We start from the raw sequence: 19,415 nt of genomic DNA, 5'->3' as shown, positions 1-19,415 counted from the left end.
GACGGGGTGGCCGGGGCCGTCCGTGTGGTGGTGGCGTTTCGTCTCGCTCCTTCGTCGCTCGCTCAACGGCCGGTGGCGTTTCGGTCGTTGAGCGGAGGGCGCTCTGGCGCCAGTAGACGAGACGGGGTGGCCCGGGCCGTCTGTGCGGTGGTGGCGTTCCGTCTCGCTCCTTCGTCGCTCGCTCAACGGCCGGTGGCGTGCCGGTCGTTGAGCGGAGGGCGCTCTGGCGCCCGCAGACGAAACGCGCCCGTGCACGGGATCGCGCGGCGCGCCTCAGGAGCGCAGCGGCCCGATGGGCAGCGTGCGGTCGCCGAAGTCGTGGATCGTGTACCGCCCGCAGTCGATGGTTGCGGCATCCGTCATCGTCACTCCGGCGGGCAGCTCGAACGCGGGCGATTGCGCGTCGGTCACGAGGAACGACACTCCGCCGACCGCGAAGTCGTCGCGGTTGACGAGCCACGCGTAGCCGCGCAGCTGATGGTCGAGCTGCACCAGACCGCGCGGGTCGGAGAGATGCGTCTTGGGCAGCCGGACCGTCCAGAACTGCCCGCCGCCGACGCGGCCGGAGCCCTCTGCCCACTGCACGACGCAGTCCAGATCTCGGTCGGGTGCGGTCGACGCCGCGATGAGGGGCGGGATGCCGAGCCCCAAGGCCACGACGAGCGCCAGGGTCGCGGCGCTCGCGGTCGCGGCCGGGATCCGTGCCGGCAGCAGCGACGGAAGCACCACGAGCCCGAGGAGCGGCGCGAAGACCGTGGGCTGCAGGTAGCGCGCCGCGTGCGTGCCGAGCGCGATCGCGCCGAGCGTCACCACCAGCGGCAGCACCCAGCCGCACGCGGCGACGACCGCGGCTCCGACCTTTGCGCGGCGCGCGAGCAGCACCGTGGCGACGAGACTCCACGCCCACAGCAGCGTGACGGCGAGGAGGGATGCCGCACCCCAGGGCGCCGCCCAGCGCTCGGCGAGCAGCGCGCCGTAGTACTCCAGCGACGCGGCCCACTGCGTGGGATCGACATAGCCGGCGCCGGTGTTGGCGATGAGATGCGCGAGGGGCAGGCGCGCGACGAAGCCGGCGACGGACCCCGCGACCAGAGCACCCGCGAGCCACCACGCCCGGCGGCGACGAACTCCCACCACGGCGAGCACGATGCTCAGTGGCACGGTCGCCCACGCGGCGAACAGCGGATTGGTGAGGACGGATGCCGCGGCCACCAGCCCCAGCCCGACCGATGCGACCGCCCACTGCCGTGTTCCACGTGAAGCGCCGGCGCGGTCGAGCGCGCGCCGGGCGAGGCCCACCGCCACGACGACCGCGACGACGGTCGCGCTGTAGTACGTCGTGGTGACGAGCAGCGACGCGAGCTCCAGCGCGTCGCGCGAGGGCGACCATTCCGAAGCCGCGAGCAGTCCGAATGCCGCGAGTGCCAGCAGCGCCCCCGAGATCGGCGCCCGCGCCCGCGCCGCCGACCCTGCCGCGACCCGCAGCGCGCCGTAGAGCGCGAGGACGTTGACGGCCCCGGCGAGGGCCAGAGTGCCGTCGACCCCGAGACCCAGCAGCGACAGCAGCCACAGGGCAGCGATCTCGGGTAGGAACAGCACGGACGACATGGCCCAGTCCTGCGGCTGACCGATCGCGAGGGAATGCACCACGAGCGTCGTCACCATCGAGTCGCCGTCGCGGAACACGAGCTCCGACCGGGGCGACGACGCGACGGCTGCCACGACCGCGATCGCGATCGCCGCCCCCACGACCCAGCCGAGCAGCTCGCGCACCCACCGCGGCGGCGTGCGGCGTCGTGGGGTCTCGCCGGCGCTCACCCTGACACTCTCGCACGTGCATGCGCCGCCGCGAATGCTCGTCGCCCGTAGAATGGACGAAGACACCCCGATCGCCCTGGTCCGCCGTCCTGCCCGGACGCCCGCCGGCCGACGACCCCGAGGAGGCCTTGGATGCTCCTCGTGCTCGGCGCGTTCGCGGTCATTCCGCTCTTGCTCCCGTGGTTTGTGTCGCTCGTCGGGGCGCGGGCCTTCTACCTCGCGGCGATCCTCCCGATCGCGGGGTTCGTGCACGCGGCGGTGCTGACACCGGCGGTGCTCGCCGGTGACATTCCGTTCGAGACATACGCCTGGATCCCGTCGCTCGGCATCGACCTGTCGATGCGCATGGACACGCTGTCGTGGCTCATGACCCTCATCGTCACCGGCGTCGGCGCGCTCGTGATGATCTACTGCCGCTGGTACTTCCGGGGCAAGCGCGAGAGCCTCGGCCAGTTCGCCGCCGTGCTGCTGGCGTTCGCCGGGGCGATGTACGGCCTCGTGCTCACCGACGACCTCGTCGTGCTCGTGATGTTCTGGGAGATCACGAGCGTCCTGTCGTACCTGCTCATCGGGTACTACAACAAGCGCGCGGCCAGCCGTCGTGCGGCCCTTCAGGCGCTGCTGGTGACGACGCTCGGCGGTCTCGTGATGCTGATCGGCGTGGTGATGCTGGTCGTCGCCGCCGGCACGTCGAGCATCTCGCAGATCCTCGCCGACGCCCCGACGGGGGCGGTCGTGGACGCCGCGCTCGTCATGATCCTCGTCGGCGCGCTCAGCAAGTCCGCCATCTTCCCGTTCCACTTCTGGCTGCCCGGCGCGATGGCAGCGCCCACGCCGGTGAGCGCGTACCTGCATGCCGCGGCGATGGTGAAGGCGGGCATCTACCTCATCGCGCGGTTCGCCCCCGTCTTCGCGATCGCCCCGCCGTGGCGGCCGATCGTGGTGGCGCTCGGCGTCTTCACGATGCTGCTCGGCGGCTTCCAGGCGCTGCGCGAGACCGACCTCAAGCGCGTGCTCGCGTTCGGCACGGTCAGCCAGCTCGGCATGCTCACCGTCGTGCTCGGGTTCGGGACGAGGGATGCCGCCCTGGCAGGTCTCGCCCTGCTGCTGAGCCATGCGCTGTTCAAGTCGGCCCTCTTCCTCGTCGTCGGCGTCATCGACCGTCAGCTGTCGACGCGCGATCTGACCGAGCTCTCGGGAGTCGGGCGGCAGGCGCCCGTGATGGCGACGTTCTCGATCATCGCCGTCGCGTCGATGGTGGGCTTCATCCCCACGATCGGGTTCGTCGCCAAGGAGGGGGCGCTGGCGGCCCTCCTGTACGAGGCGCTGGGCGGCGACGCGTGGGGCATCGTGGCGGTGTCGGGGATCGCCCTGGGCTCCGTGCTCACCGCGGCCTACGGCATCCGGTTCCTCTGGGGCGCGTTCGCGACCAAGCGGGACGCGCAGGGCGACCGCCTGACCGACACCGAGTGGCCCGACCCGCCCATCGGGTTCCTCGTGGCGCCGCTCGTGCTGTCGGGACTCACGCTCGTCTCGGGCTTGGCCGCACCGTGGCTCGACGAGGTCTTCGCGCCGTACGCCGACACCGCTCCGGCCTCGACGCCGGGCGTCCCCGCGCCCGAGCACGCGGCGCACCTCGCGCTGTGGCACGGGCTCGAGCCGGCGCTGTGGATCTCGCTCGCGTCGATCGTGCTCGGCGTCGTGGTTTTCTGGCTGACACGCGGGTGGCGACCGGCCAAGCGCCTGCTGCCCTTCACAGCCGCCGACGCGTACAACGGCACGCTGCGCGTCATCGCGCGCCTGTCGGTCGTGACCACGAGCCTCACCCAGCGCGGATCGCTTCCGGTGTACGTCGGCACGATCTTCGTCGTGTTCGTCGCCGCCGAGGCGACCGCGCTGCTCGCGAGCGACGAGTGGCGTGCGCAGCTCGACGCGTTCCAGACGCCGATGCAGCTGTTCGTGGCGCCGATCATGATCGCCGCGGGCCTCATCGCGATCCGTGCGCGCAAGCGGTACACCGGCGTCGTCCTGGTCTCGGTGACCGGCCTGGGCATGGTGCTGCTGTTCGCGACGAGCGGCGCCCCCGACCTCGCGCTCACGCAGATCCTCGTCGAGACCGTGACGCTCGTCGCGTTCGCCCTCGTGCTGCGCCGCATCCCCTCGCGCATGGGCGAGCACAACGCGTCGGTGTGGCCGGTGGCCCGCGCGGTGCTCGGTGCCGCGGTCGGCCTCACGATGGCGCTCGTGGCGATCGTCGCCACGAGCGCGCGGGTCGAGAAGCCGATCTCGGAGCGCTTCCCGGATCTGGCATATGAGCTCGGCCACGGCAAGAACGTCGTCAACGTGGCCCTCGTCGACCTGCGCGGGTGGGACACGATGGGCGAGCTGTCGGTGCTGATCCTGGCGGCGACGGGTGTGGCATCCCTCGTCTTCGTCACGCACCGCGCCGACACCCTGTCGCGGGCGATCTCGTCGCTGCCCACGGACGCCATCCGCACGCGCCGCCCGCTCGTCGAGACCGAAGAGGGCGTCAAGCCCCGCGGCTCCCGCGGCGGGCCGATGGCGTGGCTCGTCGGCGGACAGCGCGTTCGGCCCGAGAACCGCTCGATCATGCTCGAGGTGATCGTGCGGATCCTGTTCCACACCATCATCATCGTGTCGCTGTACCTGCTCTTCGCCGGCCACAACCTGCCCGGCGGCGGCTTCGCCGGCGGACTGGTCGCCGGAATGGCCCTGGTCATGAGGTACATCGCCGGAGGCCGGTACGAGCTCGGCGCCGCCGCACCCACCGACGCCGGACGCCTGCTGGGCACCGGCATGACGATCGCCGTCGCGTGCGCCGTCGTGCCCGTGTTCTTCGGTGCCGCGCCCCTGACGAGCGCATGGATCGAGTGGGACATCCCGGTGCTCGGGCACGGCGAGTTCGTGAGTTCGACGTTCTTCGACATCGGCGTCTACCTCGTGGTGATCGGCCTGGTGCTCGACGTGCTCCGCAGCCTCGGCGCCGAGGTCGACCGGCAGGCGCACGAGGCCCGCGAGCCGCGCACGGAGGTGAGCGTGCCGTGAACGTCTCGCTCATCCTCATCATCGTGATGGCCGTGCTCTTCGCGTGCGGCGTGTACGCCATGCTCGAGCGCAGCCTCACGCGCGTGCTCATCGGGTTCCTGCTGCTCGGCAACGCCACCAACCTGCTGCTGCTGATCGTGATGGGCCCGCCCGGCGTGGCGCCCTTCTTCGGTGCCGCCGCCGACGTCGAAGACATGTCGGACCCGCTGCCGCAGGCGCTGACCCTCACCGCGATCGTCATCACGTTCGCCGTCTCGGCATTCCTGCTCGCCCTCATCTACCGTTCCTGGCAGCTCGGTCAGGCCGACACCGTCACCGACGACGAGGCCGACCTCGAGGTGCGCGGCCGCGGCGCCCTCCCCGAGGACGCCATGGACGAAGAGACCGAGATCGAAGACGCCGACGACGAGACGACCACCGACTTCGTGGGCACCGCGACGGCGCCCATCACGATCCTCGGCGCCCGCGACTTCGCCGGGCTCCGCGACGACGCTCCGGTCGATCGTCCTGAGCAGGGCGGTGGCCGGAATGCCGCCACCCGGGCCGGCGACGAGGCCAGGGGGACCGGCATCCACACCGATCAGAACCGCGATGAGGACGGAGGCGACGCATGAACCTCACGACCATCGCGCCCGCCCTCGTCCCGCTGCTGGTGACGCTGCCGCTGCTCGGCGCGGCGATCGCGCTCATCTCGGGCCGTCACCGCCGGACACAGGTCGTGGTGTCGGTCGTGACGCTGACGGCCGTGCTCGTGATCGCGGCGATCCTGCTGTACGTCGTCGACGTGGGCGACAAGCCGATCGCGGTGTCGGTGGGCGGCTGGCCGATCCCGTTCGGCATCGTGCTGTACGTCGACCGGCTGTCGGCGCTGCTCGTCGTCGTGTCGAGCGTCGTGCTGCTGGCGGTCCTGCTCTTCTCGATCGGACAGGGTGCGGCCGACGGTGACGATGACACCCCGGTCTCGATCTTCCACCCCTCGTACCTGATCCTCGGCGCGGGCATCTTCAACGCGTTCATCGCGGGCGACCTGTTCAACCTCTATGTCGGGTTCGAGATCCTGCTCGTCGCGTCGTACGTGCTCATCACACTCGGGTCGACCGAGTCGCGCATCCGCACCGGTGTCGTCTACATCGTCGTGTCGCTGGTGTCGTCGATCCTGTTCCTCGCGGCGATCGCGATGATCTACGGCGCGCTCGGCACCGTGAACATGGTGCAGATCGCCGAGCGCATGGGCGAGCTGCCGCAAGAGACGCAGCTCGTGCTGCACCTCATGCTGCTGCTGGCCTTCAGCATCAAGGCCGCCGTCTTTCCGCTGTCGTTCTGGCTGCCCGACTCGTACCCGACCGCCCCCGCGCCCGTCACCGCGGTGTTCGCGGGCCTGCTGACCAAGGTCGGCGTGTACGCGATCATCCGCACCGAGACCGAGCTGTTCCTCGACAACGACGTCAACCTGCTGCTGATGTTCATCGCGCTCGCCACGATGATCGTCGGCGTGCTGGGCGCGGTCGCGCAGGCCGAGCTCAAGCGCATCCTGTCGTTCACGCTCGTGAGCCACATCGGCTACATGATCTTCGGGCTCGCGATCGCGACGCCCGCCGCGATCGGCGCGACGATCTACTACATGGTCCACCACATCGTGGTGCAGACGACCCTGTTCCTGGCCGTCGGGCTCGTCGAGCGCAGAGCCGGCTCGACCTCGATCCTGCGGGTCAAGGGCCTCATGAAGGCGGCGCCGGTCATCGCCGTGCTGTACTTCATCCCCGCGATCAACCTGGGCGGGCTCCCGCCGTTCTCGGGGTTCATCGGCAAGTACGCGCTGTTCGATGCGGCGGCCCAGGTCGGCACGCCGATCATGATCGTGCTCATGGTGGGCGGCATCGTCACGTCGCTGCTCACGCTGTACGCGCTCATGCGTGCGTGGAACCTGTCGTTCTGGCGCGAGGACGAGGACTCGGCCGAGACCGAGGCCCGCATCTCGTACCTCGGCTCGGCACCCGCGGCCGGCGTCGAGACGGAGCGCCGGGTGATCCCCAAGATCATGACCGCCGCGACCACCGGCATGGTGGCGGTGACCGTCGCGCTCACGGTGTTCGCCGGTCCGCTGTACGACGTGTGCAACCGCATCGGCGAGGCGCTGCTCCAGCCCGTGACGCTGACGCAGCTGCAGGACGACTCCACCGGGACGGAGAAGGCCCCGTGAGCCAGGACAGGGCAACGGTGAGCCCCGACCCGACCCGGAGCCGCGTTCGTCGCGTGGCGGCCGCCGTGTGGCGTCAGCTGCCGTTCTTCGTGTGGCTCATCGCGCTGTGGATGCTGCTGTGGGGCCAGTTCACGTGGCTGGCGTTCGTCACCGGGCTCGCGGCCGCCGTCATCGTGACGCGCGTGTTCCGCCTTCCGCCGGTCGAGCTGTCGGGCCGCGTCAACCTGTGGTGGGGCCTCGTGTTCGTGCTCGAGTTCCTGGCCGCGGTCGTGCACGGCTCGCTCCTCGTGGCGTGGCAGGTGCTCGACTTCCGCCGCCGGCCGGGGACGGCGATCATCGCGGTGCACCTCGTGACCGACGACGACCTGATCATGACGCACGTCGGTGTGACGGCATCCCTCATCCCGGGCTCGCTCATCGTCGAGACCGATCGCGACCGCCGCATCCTCTATCTGCACGTCATCGGGGTGCGCGACGACGCCGACGTCGAGAAGCAGCGGGCGAGCGTCCATCACTGGGAGGAGCGGATCGTCCGTGCGGTCGGCTCGCGTGCGCAGATGCGGGCGATCGTGGATGCCTCGTCCCGGCGGTCTCCGGTCGTTGAGCGAGCGAAGCGAGACGAAACGCGAGGAGGTGCGCGATGAACGTGATGCTGATCGCGATCTACGTGATCTTCGCGGTCGCGGCACTGCTGACGCTGTGGCGCATCGTGATCGGACCGTCGATCCTCGACCGGGCGGTGGCGTCCGACGTGCTGCTCACCGAGGTGATGTGCGTGCTGGGCGCCGAGATGGCGATCAACCACCACACGCGGACGCTGCCGGTGCTGCTCATCATCGCCGCGGTGGGCGTGTTCGGGTCGATCTCGATCGCGCGGTTCGTCGCGAGAAGGGACCAGGAACGCTGATGGATGCCGCACTCGACGTGACTGCGCTGGTCCTGATCCTCATCGGGGCGCTGCTCTGCCTGACCGCCGCGATCGGCGTGCTGCGCTTCCGCGACGTGCCCACGCGCCTGCACGCGGCGACCAAGCCGCAGGTGCTGGGCCTGATCCTCATCTGCCTCGCGATCGCGCTGTCGCTGCGGTCATGGCCGGTCGTCGCGTTCCTCGTGCCCGTGGTGCTGATCCAGCTGGCGACCGCGCCGCTGTCGGCGCACATGGTGGGGCGCCAGGCGTACCGCAACGGCACGATCGACGAGACGGGGCTCTACGTCGACGAACTCGCCGAGTCCAAACGCACACCTCCCGCCGCGGGCGGCTGAGCCACGACACAGAGACGGCGCGCCGGCCGAAGCCGACGCGCCGTCTCAGGCAGTCACTCCGCGACGATGACCTTCACGTCGTCGACGAAGCCGGTGTTGTCACCCTCGAACGTCGTGGCGACGAACGAGATGGTGTGCTGGCCTGACTCGACGGTGAACGAGTTCGTCTGATGGAACTCGTACGCGCCGCTGTCGTCCGGCGCCGCGTGGCCGACGAGCTGGTCGTCGACGAACACGTCGATCTCTTGCAGCCCGCCGAAGTCGGCGCGGTTCGCGGCGTAGAACGTGATCGCGTAGGTGCCCGCCGGGAAGATGACCGTCTGGTCGATCCGGCTGTTCAGGCCCGAGTCGGTCTTCAGGTACGCCGTGCGCTCGCCCTCCGGCGCCGGGAACGCCGGGTTGAAGACGCTGTCGTTGTGCTGGATGCCGGCGCGAGCGCTGAACGTCCAGCCGTTGACCATCGGACCGTTGGCCGTGCCGTTCGTCGCCGGGCTCTCGAAGCCGGCGTTGAAGATCGTGACCACCGGCTCCTCGTCGGGGATCTCGGGGTTCACGAAGCACCGGTTGTCGCCGCCCGGGTTCGGGTCGCCGCCGAACGACGCCGCCGTGCAGTCGACGCCGTCGGTGAACGTGCCGAACCGGAACAGGCCCTCCGAGCCGAACGCGACGCTCGCCTCACCGTCGAACTCGCAGGTCCCGCGGTCGGCGTACTGGCAGAACTCGTAGCCGTCGGGGGCGTTCTGCACGTCGAGCACCTTGTACAGCCGAGACGTCACGCCCGACGGCTCCAGCCCGGGCGCGACCGCGATCGCGCGCAGGTAGGTCGTCTGCAGCGGGTTCAGGATGATCTGTCCCGTGTAGAGCGTCGATTCGGCGGTCGGGCTGCTGCCATCCGTCGTGTACCGGATCTCGGCGCCCGGCGTGCCGGTCGTGATCGTCACGCCCTCGACCGACGGGTACAGCCCGGGTTCGAGGCTGAACACGGGGGCGTCCGCGACGCCGGCACGCGGTGCCGGGGTGACGAGCACCTGCGCGACGCCGTAGGCGCCGCTCTTGGTGGTGGCACGGATGGCGACCGACCGCTCCGACTCCACGGCCGGCGCGGTGAAGACGCCGTTCGCATCCACCGAGCCGTTGCCCTCACCCACGACCGACCACGTCAGCTTTCCGGTGCCGTCGATGATCGAGGCATCCAGGTCGACCTGCGCGCCACCCGCGACCGTCGACTGCGCCGGCGTGAGCGCGACCTGCGTCTCGGCGGGAGCGGTCGTGTAGATCGCGAACGTGTGGGCGCCGCCGATCTCGGCGTCGGTGAACGCCGACTTCTTCAGGGCGAACTGACCCGTCGACGCGGGCAGCAGGGCATTGGCCTCCGGCTGGGCGACCGAGTCGTCGAAGACGAAGCGGTTGAAGCGGTCGTTGACCTTGCCGCCGGCGAACCGCACGGTGACGTCCTTGGGGCGCCCGTCGGCCGTCTCGACGAGGACGGTGAGCTCTCCGTCCGCGTCGCGGAACGCCGTGGCCCGCACGTCGTCGTCCGACACCTCCGTGCCGAGCACCGTGCTGTGGGCGGGGATGTACCGCATGAGCAGGCCGGCCTCGTAGAACGCGGCGGTCGGCTTGAGGCCGAGCACGAGCGAGTCCCACATGTTGAACGAGCCGTTGGTGTCGCCGCGGGGGTCGTCGGTCATCACGCCGTTGAGCTGCCACACGAGGTTCGAGTGCACGCCCCCGTTGGCGCTGCGGATGATGTAGTTCGGGTACCCGGTCTCCCAGACGCTCGTGCCGGGGTTGGTCCAGCCCATCTCCGACAGGTTCAGCGGCGCGTCGCCGATGGACGAGCGGCGCTGGTCGATCGCCTGGCTCATGAAGTCGTACGACTCGCCGTAGAGGTGGAAGGAGTACTGGTCGAACACGTCGCCCGCGTTCTCGGCCATGTACTTCGTCCAGTCGGGGGCGTTGACCTCCTCCGGGCCCCAGATCTGCACGTCGTCGCGCAGGCCGTCGGCCTGCAGCTGCTCGTGCACCTTGCGCGCCATCTCGGCGTAGTACGCCTTCTGGTCGGCGGGACCCTCGAAGTCCCAGCTGCCGTTGGGCTCGTTGTAGAACGTGAGGTAGTCGACGTTGTCGTAGCCGCGGTTGTTGATGAGCTCGTTCAGCAGGGCCGAGGCCGAGTGCCCGTACGCCACGAGGTCGCCGGGGGCGCTCTCGTACGGCTTCTGGACGCCGGGGTAGAGGAACCAGTCGTGCACGCGCTCGCCGACCTTCCACCCGAAGTTCAGCAGCACCTCGGTGCCCGCCTGCTGGAAGGCGTCGAGGTAGCGGTAGAACGCCTTCATCTCGGGGCTCTCGAAGTCGTACTGCCCCTTCTCGAGCTCCATCCAGTCGATCTGGAACCACACGCGCGCCACCTTGGGCTGCACGGTGAGGATCCGCTCGACGTCGACCTCCCAGTCGGCGTCGTCGTAGCCGTAGGCGGCGGTGTCGCCCATGAGGCTCCACGGGATGACGTTGACCCCGATGCCGAGGTAGTCCTCCTGCAGCACCTCGTCCAGGTTCACCGTGACCGTTCGCTGCGCATCCGTGCTCGCCGCGAAAGCGGGCAGTGCGGGCACCAGCGTCCCCACCGCCAAGGCTGTCGTCGCCGCGATCGCGGTGCCGATTCGCCGTCGTCGCATTCCATTTCTCCTATCGACGTCGATAGAGCGCAGCGCCGCCGGTGTGACCGCCGATGGTCACCCAGATGTAGTGACACTACGCACATCGTGGTGCGAGCCAGGCTAGACGGGCGCAAATGGGCCGCGCAAGGCCTATTGCAAAGGTAGTGAAGGTAGTACGGCTACTATTTCGCCGAGCTGTCGATGGCGGCCGTCGCGGCGGCCGACAGTGACCGCACCGTGTCGAAATCGCCCGCCGAGATTGCGGCGGTGGGCACCATCCACGACCCGCTGACGGCGAAGACCGACGGCGAGGCGAGGTACTCCGCGGCGTTGTCGACCGAGACGCCGCCCGACGGCAGGAACTTCACGTCGGGGAAGGGGCCGGCGAATGCGCGCACGGCGGCGAGTCCGCCGACGAGCCCCGCCGGGAAGAGCTTCAGATGATGGATGCCGTGGCTCAGTGCCCGCTGGATCTCGGTCGCGGTCGCGACACCCGGCACGATCGGGATGCCGCGCTCGGCGGCGCGGGCGATCACGGCGTCGTCGAGCCCGGGCGAAACCAGGAACTGCGCGCCCGCGTCGGCGGCGGCATCCACCTGGTCCGTGGTGAGCACGGTGCCCGCACCCACGACGAAGTCGGAACGCCCGGCCGTGGCGCGGATGGCGTCGAGGCCGGCGGGCGTGCGCAGGGTGATCTCGGCGCAGCGGATGCCGCCGGCGGTGAGCGCGTCGGCGAGGTCGGGCGCGCGGTCTGCGCCGTCGATGACCACGACCGGCACGATGCGGTTGGCGCCGAGAACGGCGGGCGCCGCGGTCATACCGGGAACCCCACGCCCGCCGTGAGGAGGACATTGGCGTACGGGGTGTCTTCGGCGGTGCGCACCGCGAAGCGGGCTGCGGCGGCACGGCGCTTGAGCTCGGAGTGGTCGACGGTGTCGAGCTCGCCGAACCGGTCGGCGATGACATCGTGCGCGGCGGGGTTGGCGCCGGCGAGCTCGGTCGCCACGAGGGCATGTTCGACGACGACCTCGCCGGCGATCGCCGTCAGCACCGGGGCGAAGGCGGGCAGGCCGTAGACGACCCGCAGGTCCACTACGGGCACGCCCGGCGGCACGGGGAAGCCCGAGTCGACGACGAGGAACTGGTCGGTGTGACCGAGCCGGGCCAGGTGCCCGGAGAGTTCGGCGTGGAGGATTCCACTCTTCTTCATCAGGCGTCCTGCGAGGTGGGTGCCACGACGATCTCGCGGAACGAGATGTGCTGAGGCAGCTGGTAGGCGGTGAGGATGGCGCGGGCGATGTCGTCGGGCACCAGGCCGCCGCCGATGCTCTTCTTGTAGTCGAGGTAGCCGTCGAGCACGTCGCCCTCGCCGGTGTTGCCGAGCAGGCCCGTGTCGACCATGCCCGGGGCCACCAGCAGCACGCGGACGTTGTGCGCGGCGTTCTCGCGGCGCAGGCCCTCGGTCATCGCATGCACGGCGTACTTGGTGCCGTTGTAGACGGTGTGGTCGGCGTAGAGCTGCTTGCCGGCGATCGACCCGATGTTGACGATCGTGCCGTGCTTGCGCTCCTGCATGCCCCGCAGCACCAGCTGGCTGTTCTTCATGAGCGCGACGCAGTTGACGTCGAACTGCTCCTGCACGAGTGCCGGATCCTGCTCGGCCACGGACGACAGCGCCATGAGGCCCGCGTTGTTGATGAGCAGATCGACGGGCCCGAACCGCTCCTCAGCGCGGGCGATCGCGGCGGCGACGGCGGGAGTGTCGTTGACGTCGGCGGTCGCCAGCTCGGTCTCGGGCAGGCCGAGCTCCTGCATCGGCTCGAGGCGCCGGGCGATGAGCAGCAGGGGGTGGCCGGCGGCCGAGAAGGCGCGCGCGGTGGCGGCGCCGATGCCGGAGCTGGCTCCGGTGATGACGACCAGGGGCTTCGTGGTCATGAGGACTCCAGGTGGTGGGAAGGGGTCTGTGGGGGCAGGGCGGCGAGGGCAGTCGAGGCGGCGTCGAAGCGCGCGCGTGCGGCTCGGTAGGCGGCCTCGGCGTCGTCGGCAGGCAGGATGCGCTCGATCACGGAGTGGGCGTCGTCGACGCGGCCGAAGTCGGTCCACGCGCCCATGCCGACGAACGCGATCGCGGCGGCGCCGAGCGTTGCGGCCTGCTGGTCGACGCTCGTGCGCACGAGCGGCGTCTGCAGGATGTCGGCGTAGATGCGGTTCCAGACGGGCGACCGGCTGCCGCCGCCCGAGATGAGCAGCTCGTCGTCGCTGCCGCTCAGCTCGCGCATGAGCCGCAGGCTGCGGTCGAGGGCGAACGCGATGCCCTCCAGGCACGCGCGCACGAGGTCGGCAGACGTGGTGCCGAGCTCCAGCCCGGCGAGGCCTCCGCGCACACCGGAGCCGCCCTCCAGCGGCGTGCCGCCCGCGAGTGTCGGGAGCATGACCGCGCCGCCGGCACCGGGCGCGCTCGCCGCGGCACGGTCGACGAAGGTGCCGATGGGCTCGCCGGGTGCCAGCAGGTCCCGCAGCCACCCGATGGTGGTGCCGCTCGAGAAGGTCGACAGCGCGCTCACGTGGAGGCCCGGGATCGCGTGGCGGAAGACGTAGGGCCGGGAGTGCTCGTCGAGCACGGGGCGAGCGCTCGTGACGGTCATCCAGCTCGACGAACCGAGCGCGGCGTAGAGGCGCCCCTCGCCGGTGCCGCGTGAGCCGAGCGCCATGGCCGCGTTGTCGACGGCGCCCGCGAACACCGGGATGCCGACCCTCAGGCCGAGCGCATCGGCGGCGTCGCCTGTGAGAGCGCCGACGACGTCGGCGGACTCGACGGGTTCGGCGAAGAGCTCCCGCGACAGGCCCGCGGCGGCGAGGATCTCATCGTCGTAGCCGCCGCGCTCGAGCGAGTACGCGCCCGATCCCGATGCCATCGAATGGTCGGTGACGAGGCGTCCGGTCAGCCGCAGGTTGATCCAGTCCTTCGAGCCGACCAGGTGCCGCGTGCGTGCCCACGCCTCCGGTTCTTCGGCCGCGAAGGCTGCGGCCTTGAACACCGGGTAGAGCGCCGCACCGAACCCGTTGCCGGTGCGCCGGTACCACTCCGGCTCGGGCAGCTCGGCGAACACGTGCGCGGTGAGTCCGCGCGCGTCCGACCAGATCGGCGTCGTCGGTCGCACCAGCTCGAGCGCGTCGTCGAGCTGCACGGCACCGAGGCTCTGCCCCGACAGCGCGATGCCGGCGACGGAGGTCGCGGCATCCGGGACCCTCTCGATGATCTCGCGCGTGGACGCCACGATGGCGCGCCACCAGTCCTCGGGGCGCTGCTCGTTGCGGCCGGGGGCGGGATGCAGGGTGTCGTACTCGCTGACCGTCTCGGCGAGCATGTGCGCGTGCTCGTCCCACAGCGAGGCCTTGCAGCCTCCGGTGCCGAGGTCGAAGGCCAGCGCGAGTGCGGTCACGGCGTCACCGCGTCGCGAGGGCGAGCTCGCTCAGGCGCTCGAACGAGGGCCCCGCGGTGGGGATGTCGATGTGGAACACCTCGGCGATCACCTGCGTCCATCCGTGCACGAAGTAGATCCAACCATCCTCCACCTGCAGGCTGCGCGCGTCCTCCTGAGCGCGTGCCTGATCGAGGAACACGAGGTCGCCGCGGTAGTTGAGGTCCCACGCGATGGCGCGCTCGGGAAAGACGCCGGCATCCGTGAGCGGCGAGCCCGGGGCATCCTTTCCGAGGCCCGTCGCGTTGACCACGAGCGATCCCGGTGCGAGTCCCGCCACGACGCGGTCGTTGTCGGCGGAGGTCGGGGTGAGCACGTATTCGAACACGGTGTCGGTGTCGAGCTGCGCGTGGATCTCGCGGATGTGCTCCAGGCGCTGCGGCGACCGGTTCGTCACGATGATGCGGCCGGGGCGCTCGGCGCCGGACTCGGGGCGCGAGAGGTACCAGCTGATGGCGATGGTCGAGCCGCCGGCGCCCATGCACAGCGCGTCGGCGCCGGTGCGGCTCCAGTGGCCGTCGGGGATGACGGCGTCCAGAGCCAGGCCGCTCGAGATCGGGTCCTTGGCGTGGCAGATCAGCTTGCCGTCGCGCTTGGAGATGCAGCTCGTCTCGCCCATGAGGAGCGCGAACGGGTCGATCTCGTCGAACAGGTCGCGGCACGCGGCGAAGAGGTCGATCTTGTGCGTCGTGACGAGGGCGCCGAGGCTCAGCGGGTCGGCGGCGATGAACTCGACGACGCGGCGGTAGTCCTCCGCCGGCGCGTGCAGCGGCAGGTCGATGCCCTGCAGTACAGCCCCCTCGAGTCCCAGCTCGTCGGCCCAGCGGGGGAAGACGTACTGGATCGACGAGCGCCCGGTGGTCACACCGATGAAGTAGAGCGTCGGCGCCTCTGCCGGCCGCAGATCGTGGGCATTCATGGTGGGAAAAGTCATGCTTCGCTCCTGGATGCCGCAGTCACCGCCGCGACGGCGGCATCGGCGTTCATTCCGAATCGGGTGACGCCGAGGCGCGCCATCTCGCGCACCGTGGCGAGATCGCGCACGCCGCCCGCCGCCTTGAGTGCCGCGCGGCCTGCGGCCTGGTCGGCGATCACGCGGATGTGGTCGACGGTGGTCGGGATGCCGGACCACCCGGTGCCGGTCTTGATCCAGGGCACGCCCGCCGCGATCGCGGCGTCGACGCCCGCGCGGATCTGGTCGTCGTCGAGGTAGCCGACCTCGAGGATCGCGCGAAGGGGAACGCGGTCGCCCACGACCTCCACGACAGCGGCGAGCTCGCGCGTGACGTAGTCCGACTCGCCCGAGCGCAGCCTGCCGATCGCGACGACGACGTCGAGCTCCTGCGCGCCGAGGTCGAGCAGTTCGCGCGCCTCGGCGACCTTGGTCGCCGTCGTGGCCCCGCCGCTCGGGAAGCCGACCGGAGACCCGGCCAGCACCGTCGAGCCGGCGAGCAGCTCGCGCATGACGGGCAGCCAGTTCGGCAGCACGTGGGCGCTGACGAAGCCGCCGGTGATGGCGCGCTGCGCGAGCTCTTCGAGGTCGGCGCGATTGTGGCGCGCCTGCACGCAGCTGATGTCGATGTGCGCCGCGAGGTCGGCGAGGACGTCCTGCTCAGGCAACGTAGCCTCCGTGGTCGGGGTTCGGCCGGGTGGTCCAGCCGCCGTCGCCGTCGGTGACGACGAGCTGCTGCATCCCCCCTGCCCGCTCGATGATGCCGTAGTCCTGGCCCGCCTCGGTCGCGTACGCGAAGAGCGTCACGAGCTTGTCGGCGCCGACATTGACGCTGCGGTGCACCCAGCCCCCGGGCACGTGCACGGCGACGCCGGGTGTGATGGGCACCGCGCGGGACTCTCCGGCCACGCTCTCGAGCAGCATGACGCCGCTGCCGGCGATGCCGTAGTAGAGCTCTGCGAACTCGGCCTGGGCATGCAGGTGGCCGCGCGTCATCGCGAACTCGTCGCCGATGCGCCCCGGCTGCAGCACGCTGAGCCCGATGGTCAGAGCGCCGCGGCCTTGTTCGGGCGTGCTGCTCTCCACCCAGTAGACGGGCTCGCCCGAATCGGCCTGCAGGGCGGTCTCGAACGCCTCGGCGTCGCGGTAGAGCCCGTCGAGGTCGGCCAGGTGCTTCTCATAGCGCTCGGAGCGTCCCGCGAAGAGGCCCTTGACCGCGTCGACCTGGAGCAGAGCGGGTTCCGCGACTGGTGCAGCGGCGCGCATGGGCATCCCTTCGTCGGTGGACAGGGTAGTAAGACTACAACATTGGCGCCAAACTTCAGGAATCTCTGCGGCGGTACCCGAGAAACCGCGCCAAACAGGTAGTTGTGCTACTTCTAGGGTTATGACTTTCCGCGAGCTGCATAACGGCTGGACACTGCGCCACGACGGCGGCGACATTCCTTCGGAGTTCGAGGAGATCGCCGCCCGGACGGTTCCCGCGACCGTCCCCGGAGTGGTTCACACCGACCTGCTCGCGGCCGGTCTGATCCCGGACCCGTACGTCGACGACAACGAGTCGCTGCTGTCGTGGATCGGGCGGTGCGACTGGACGTACGAGCTGACCTTCGATGCCCCGGAAGAGCCGGCGGCCCGCCACGACCTCGTCGCCGAAGGGCTCGACACCGTGGCGCGCATCGTCCTCAACGGCGTCGAGGTGGCGACGACCCGCAATCAGCACCGCACCTACCGGTGGCCCATCGAGGCCCTGCTCCGCCCCGAGGGCAACCGGCTCGAGGTGACGTTCCGCTCGCCCATCGCCTTCGCCGAGGAGCGCGAGGCCGTGCTCGGGGAGCGTCCGCACGGCTACGTCTTCCCGTACAACACGATTCGCAAGACGGCCTGCAACTTCGGCTGGGACTGGGGTCCCGCGCTCGTGACGAGCGGCATCTGGCGCCGCATCGGCATCGAGAGCTGGAGCGGCGTGCGCCTCGCGTCGGTCCGCCCGGTGGTCGGTGTCGACGGCGACGCCCGCCGCGTCGACGTGCACATCGACCTGGAGTGGAGCGACGGCGCTCCCGACGCCGAGGTGGTCGCACAGGTGGCCGGCGAACGCGCGGCGGTTGCGGCATCCATCGGCACGTCATCTGTCGTGCTGCCGATCACCGCGACCGGCGCCGAACTGTGGTGGCCGCGGGGGCATGGCGCGCAGCCGCTGTACGAGCTGACAGTGCAGGCGGGTGCGGCGGAGTGGAGCCGCCGCATCGGCTTCCGCACCGCTGAGATCGACGTCGAGGCCGATGCCGACGGCAGCCCGTTCACGGTGATCGTCAACGGCAAGCCCATCTATATCCGCGGGGCGAACTGGATTCCCGAAGACACCTTCTTCTCGCGCATCACGCGCGAGCGGCTGGCCGAGCGGTTCACCGACGCCGAGGAGTCGGGCATGAACCTGCTGCGGGTGTGGGGCGGCGGCATCTACGAGTCCGAGGACTTCTACGAGCTCGCCGACGAGCGCGGCGTGCTGGTGTGGCAGGACTTCCTGCTGGCGTGCGCCGCCTACAGCGAGGACGCCGAGCTGTGGGACGAGTTCGAGGCCGAGGCCCGCGACAACGTCACGCGCCTGTCTTCGCACCCGAGCCTGGTGGTGTGGAACGGCGGCAACGAGAACATCTGGGGCTGGGTCGACTGGGGCTGGCGCCCGCGGCTGAAGGGCGCGACGTGGGGCGAGGGCTACTACCTCGACCTGTTCCCGCGCGTCATCGGCGAGCTCGCGCCCACGACGCCGTACTCGGCCGGAAGCCCGTACGGCTTCAGCCGCTTCGTGCACCCGAACGACCCGAAGCACGGCACCGTGCACATCTGGGACGTCTGGAACCAGGTCGACTATGACGTGTATCGCACCTACCGGCCCCGGTTCGTGTCGGAGTTCGGCTTCCAGGGTCCGCCGGCGTGGTCGACGCTGTTCTCGGTCGTGCACGACGAGCCCGCCGACCCGTATGGCCCGCTCATGCTCGTGCACCAGAAGGCGAACGACGGCAACGGCAAGCTGGAGCGCGGCCTCGGCGCGCACGTCGCCGAGCCGCAGTCGATCGACGACTGGCACTGGGCCACGCAGCTCAACCAGGCCCGCGCGGTGCGCTTCGGCATCGAGCACTTCCGTTCGCTCCACCCCCTCAACCAGGGCGCGATCGTATGGCAGCTCAACGACTGCTGGCCCGTGATCTCGTGGGCCGCCGTCGACGGTCACGGCATCCGCAAGCCGCTCTGGTACGCCCTGCGCGACGTCTACGCCGACCGCTTCGCCACCATCCAGCCCCGCGACGGCCGCCTGGCACTGGTGCTGCACAACGACTCCGACTCGCCGTGGGACGCCTCGGCGTCGGTGCGGGTGCTCACGTTCGCGGGTGACGAGCGGACATCGATGGATGCCTCGGCCTCAGTGCCCGCACGCTCGGCGGTGTCGGTGGCCCTGGAGGTGTCGTCGGACGACCCGACGGGGGAGTTCGTGGTCGCCGAGCTGTCGACCGGCGAGCGGGCGTTCTGGTACTTCGACGAGGACCCGATGCTGCGGCTGTCGCCCTCACCGGTGGTCGCTTCGGCTTCGGCGGTCGAGGGTGGCTACGAGGTGCGGGTGCGGGCGACATCGCTCGCAAAGGACGTGACGCTGCTCGCGGATCGAGCGGATGCCGCTGCACGGGTCGACCGGGGGATGGTGACGTTGCTGCCTGGGGAGGAGGCGGTGTTCCGGGTGACGGCGCGCCGGCGGGGCTCGATCCGGAGGTGTTCACGGGACCGTTGGTGGTGCGGTCGGCGAACGATCTGGTGCCGGCGACCGTGGGGGTCTGACGCGGGGTCATGGGAATTCGCAGGGGCGTGCGGTTAGGGGACCCGAACGTGCAATTTCAGCGGGCTGGGTATACGGGCACTTGCCGCGCATCGGGGTGAGAAGCCGAGAAGACGCCCATTGGTGCGCGCCGAGGGACCCGGCT

The 19,415-nt window shown here is 70.3% G+C and carries 16 protein-coding genes; 7 read left to right on the top strand and 9 right to left on the bottom strand.

Features of this window, described 5'->3' with window-relative positions:
• Positions 1–273: 273 nt before the first annotated feature.
• Entirely contained in the window at positions 274–1,818 is a 1,545-nt protein-coding gene (locus JNB62_RS02745; RefSeq protein ID WP_308291703.1) for a hypothetical protein, read from the bottom strand.
• Positions 1,819–1,950: 132 nt separating this feature from the next.
• On the opposite strand from JNB62_RS02745, the gene JNB62_RS02740 reads away from it, so the two are divergent.
• From JNB62_RS02740 to mnhG, 6 genes are read left to right on the top strand one after another with little or no spacing between them, the layout of a single operon-like run.
• Positions 1,951–4,884 (top strand): Na+/H+ antiporter subunit A, encoded by a 2,934-nt coding sequence (locus JNB62_RS02740; RefSeq protein ID WP_220299349.1) that lies wholly within the window; start codon positions 1,951–1,953, stop codon positions 4,882–4,884.
• The gene (locus tag JNB62_RS02735; RefSeq protein WP_220299348.1) at positions 4,881–5,498 is read left to right on the top strand and encodes a Na(+)/H(+) antiporter subunit C; all 618 of its coding nucleotides are present in this window, start codon (positions 4,881–4,883) and stop codon (positions 5,496–5,498) included. The genes JNB62_RS02740 and JNB62_RS02735 overlap by 4 nt, the downstream gene beginning before the upstream one ends.
• Positions 5,495–7,084 (top strand): Na+/H+ antiporter subunit D, encoded by a 1,590-nt coding sequence (locus JNB62_RS02730; protein WP_220299347.1) that lies wholly within the window; start codon positions 5,495–5,497, stop codon positions 7,082–7,084. Before JNB62_RS02735 ends, JNB62_RS02730 begins: the two co-directional genes overlap by 4 nt.
• Before the next feature lie 17 nt (positions 7,085–7,101).
• Positions 7,102–7,728: a Na+/H+ antiporter subunit E gene (locus JNB62_RS02725; RefSeq protein WP_220299538.1), complete on the top strand. Its 627-nt coding sequence runs from the start codon at positions 7,102–7,104 to the stop codon at positions 7,726–7,728.
• Positions 7,725–7,991, top strand: a complete 267-nt coding sequence (locus JNB62_RS02720; RefSeq protein ID WP_191170788.1) for a monovalent cation/H+ antiporter complex subunit F — start codon at positions 7,725–7,727, stop codon at positions 7,989–7,991. The genes JNB62_RS02725 and JNB62_RS02720 overlap by 4 nt, the downstream gene beginning before the upstream one ends.
• Positions 7,991–8,347, top strand: a complete 357-nt coding sequence (gene mnhG, locus JNB62_RS02715; RefSeq protein ID WP_141896684.1) for a monovalent cation/H(+) antiporter subunit G — start codon at positions 7,991–7,993, stop codon at positions 8,345–8,347. The genes JNB62_RS02720 and mnhG overlap by 1 nt, the downstream gene beginning before the upstream one ends.
• A gap of 53 nt (positions 8,348–8,400) precedes the next feature.
• On the opposite strand, the gene JNB62_RS02710 is transcribed toward mnhG, so the two are convergent.
• The 8 genes from JNB62_RS02710 to JNB62_RS02675 form a co-directional block, all read right to left on the bottom strand.
• Positions 8,401–11,025, bottom strand: coding sequence for a chitobiase/beta-hexosaminidase C-terminal domain-containing protein (locus JNB62_RS02710; RefSeq protein ID WP_220299346.1), 2,625 nt, complete (start codon positions 11,023–11,025; stop codon positions 8,401–8,403).
• Between the two features lie 164 nt (positions 11,026–11,189).
• Positions 11,190–11,825, bottom strand: a complete 636-nt coding sequence (gene eda, locus JNB62_RS02705; protein WP_220299345.1) for a bifunctional 4-hydroxy-2-oxoglutarate aldolase/2-dehydro-3-deoxy-phosphogluconate aldolase — start codon at positions 11,823–11,825, stop codon at positions 11,190–11,192.
• Positions 11,822–12,217 carry a D-ribose pyranase gene (gene rbsD, locus JNB62_RS02700; RefSeq protein ID WP_220299344.1) on the bottom strand — a complete coding sequence of 132 codons (396 nt, stop codon included), beginning with the start codon at positions 12,215–12,217 and terminating at the stop codon, positions 11,822–11,824. The genes eda and rbsD overlap by 4 nt, the downstream gene beginning before the upstream one ends.
• Positions 12,217–12,942, bottom strand: a complete 726-nt coding sequence (locus tag JNB62_RS02695) for an SDR family oxidoreductase (RefSeq protein WP_220299343.1) — start codon at positions 12,940–12,942, stop codon at positions 12,217–12,219. The genes rbsD and JNB62_RS02695 overlap by 1 nt, the downstream gene beginning before the upstream one ends.
• The gene (locus JNB62_RS02690) at positions 12,939–14,450 is read right to left on the bottom strand and encodes a xylulokinase (RefSeq protein ID WP_220299342.1); all 1,512 of its coding nucleotides are present in this window, start codon (positions 14,448–14,450) and stop codon (positions 12,939–12,941) included. The genes JNB62_RS02695 and JNB62_RS02690 overlap by 4 nt, the downstream gene beginning before the upstream one ends.
• Positions 14,451–14,454: 4 nt before the next feature.
• Entirely contained in the window at positions 14,455–15,423 is a 969-nt protein-coding gene (locus JNB62_RS02685; protein ID WP_220299341.1) for a shikimate dehydrogenase family protein, read from the bottom strand.
• Positions 15,420–16,109 (bottom strand): deoxyribose-phosphate aldolase, encoded by a 690-nt coding sequence (gene deoC, locus JNB62_RS02680; protein ID WP_220299340.1) that lies wholly within the window; start codon positions 16,107–16,109, stop codon positions 15,420–15,422. The genes JNB62_RS02685 and deoC overlap by 4 nt, the downstream gene beginning before the upstream one ends.
• Positions 16,102–16,707, bottom strand: a complete 606-nt coding sequence (locus JNB62_RS02675; RefSeq protein ID WP_220299339.1) for a glucose-6-phosphate isomerase family protein — start codon at positions 16,705–16,707, stop codon at positions 16,102–16,104. Before JNB62_RS02675 ends, deoC begins: the two co-directional genes overlap by 8 nt.
• Before the next feature lie 121 nt (positions 16,708–16,828).
• Here JNB62_RS02675 and JNB62_RS02670 point away from each other — a divergent pair, with 121 nt between their 5' ends.
• On the top strand, positions 16,829–19,309 hold the full coding sequence (locus JNB62_RS02670; RefSeq protein WP_223230889.1) for a glycoside hydrolase family 2 protein: 2,481 nt from the start codon (positions 16,829–16,831) through the stop codon (positions 19,307–19,309).
• The last annotated feature ends 106 nt before the right edge of the window (positions 19,310–19,415 follow it).

It is taken from the genome of Microbacterium jejuense (assembly GCF_019511665.1).
In the GTDB taxonomy this organism is placed as follows: Bacteria; Actinomycetota; Actinomycetes; order Actinomycetales; family Microbacteriaceae; genus Microbacterium; species Microbacterium jejuense_A.
Note: the sequence above shows the minus strand (reverse complement) of the source record. Positions and strands in the feature narration are given on the sequence as shown.

Coding starts and splice junctions, on each gene's coding strand:
- JNB62_RS02740 (WP_220299349.1), top strand. CDS start 1,951: ATGCTCCTCGTGCTCGGCGCGTTCGCGGTCATTCCGCTCTTGCTCCCG.
- JNB62_RS02730 (WP_220299347.1), top strand. CDS start 5,495: ATGAACCTCACGACCATCGCGCCCGCCCTCGTCCCGCTGCTGGTGACG.
- JNB62_RS02720 (WP_191170788.1), top strand. CDS start 7,725: ATGAACGTGATGCTGATCGCGATCTACGTGATCTTCGCGGTCGCGGCA.
- mnhG (WP_141896684.1), top strand. CDS start 7,991: ATGGATGCCGCACTCGACGTGACTGCGCTGGTCCTGATCCTCATCGGG.
- JNB62_RS02710 (WP_220299346.1), bottom strand. CDS start 11,025: ATGCGACGACGGCGAATCGGCACCGCGATCGCGGCGACGACAGCCTTG.
- eda (WP_220299345.1), bottom strand. CDS start 11,825: ATGACCGCGGCGCCCGCCGTTCTCGGCGCCAACCGCATCGTGCCGGTC.
- rbsD (WP_220299344.1), bottom strand. CDS start 12,217: ATGAAGAAGAGTGGAATCCTCCACGCCGAACTCTCCGGGCACCTGGCC.
- JNB62_RS02695 (WP_220299343.1), bottom strand. CDS start 12,942: ATGACCACGAAGCCCCTGGTCGTCATCACCGGAGCCAGCTCCGGCATC.
- JNB62_RS02685 (WP_220299341.1), bottom strand. CDS start 15,423: ATGACTTTTCCCACCATGAATGCCCACGATCTGCGGCCGGCAGAGGCG.
- JNB62_RS02675 (WP_220299339.1), bottom strand. CDS start 16,707: ATGCGCGCCGCTGCACCAGTCGCGGAACCCGCTCTGCTCCAGGTCGAC.
- JNB62_RS02670 (WP_223230889.1), top strand. CDS start 16,829: ATGACTTTCCGCGAGCTGCATAACGGCTGGACACTGCGCCACGACGGC.